General features: G+C 69.5%; 1 protein-coding gene. It reads left to right on the top strand.

What is annotated here, in order from left to right:
- The first annotated feature begins 121 nt into the window (after window positions 1-121).
- Window positions 122-1,039, top strand: a complete 918-nt coding sequence (locus tag ABNF97_RS33950; protein ID WP_349341071.1) for an IS5 family transposase — start codon at window positions 122-124, stop codon at window positions 1,037-1,039.
- The last annotated feature ends 13 nt before the right edge of the window (window positions 1,040-1,052 follow it).

The raw sequence follows: 1,052 nt of genomic DNA, 5'->3' as shown, positions 1-1,052 counted from the left end.
TAGGCCGTGTGTCATAAGTGGCTGATCCGGTTTGACGGGCCGGGCGTGTTGGTGATCGAGATGTGGCGAGGTCTCCGGTAGATGGGTTATCGACCAAGACAACCATCTGCACGGAGACCTCGTGGCCAGCGTAGCGGTGACGAGGCGGCACGACCTGAGCGACGCGCAGTGGGCGGTGCTGGAGCCGCTGCTGCCCCGACCGAAGAAGGCAGGCCGGCCGCCGAAGTGGAGCAAGCGGCAGCTTATTGACGGGATCAGGTGGCGGGTACGCACGGGTGCGCCGTGGCGGGACGTGCCGGACTGCTACGGGCACTGGCGCACCGTGTACGGGCTGTATCGGCGCTGGCAGCGGGCTGGTGTGTGGGCGCGGGTCCTGGCCGGGTTGCAGGGCCGGGCCGACGCGCTCGGGTTGATCACCTGGGACGTGAGCGTGGACTCCACGATCGCCCGGGCGCATCAGCACTCCGCCGGCGCCCGCCGTGACAGCCACAGGCAGGTCGAGCCGCCGGGCGGGGACGGCGCCGTCGAGCCGGCTGATCACGCGTTGGGTCGCTCCCGGGGCGGTCTGACGACCAAGCTGCACCTGGCCTGTGAGCAGGGCCGTAAAGTGCTGGCGTTCGTGGTGACCGGCGGGCAGCGGGGTGACAGCCCGCAGTTCACCACCGTGCTGGACCGCATCCGGGTGCCTCGCCCCGGCGTTGGCCGGCCCCGGTGCAGGCCGGATCGGGTCCTGGCGGACAAGGCGTACAGCAGCAAGGCCAACCGCGGCTACCTGCGTCGGCGTGGTATCGGTTGTGTCATCCCGGTCAAGGCCGACCAGGCCGCGAACCGGCGTAAGAAGGGATCGGCGGGTGGCCGGCCACCGGTCTTCGACCCGACCGCGTACCGGCAGCGTCACGCCGTGGAGTGCGGCATCAACCTGCTCAAACAGCACCGCGCCGTGGCCACCCGTTACGACAAGCTCGCGGTGCGGTACGAGGCCACCGCCACCATCAGCATGATCGACATCTGGCTCCGGAGACTCGAACGGCACTTATGACACACGGCCTAGC

The organism is Plantactinospora sp. B6F1 (assembly GCF_040120695.1).
Taxonomy (GTDB): Bacteria; Actinomycetota; Actinomycetes; order Mycobacteriales; family Micromonosporaceae; genus Plantactinospora.
The sequence above is the reverse complement of the archived record's forward strand: the minus strand, read 5'-3'. Positions and strand labels throughout refer to the sequence as shown.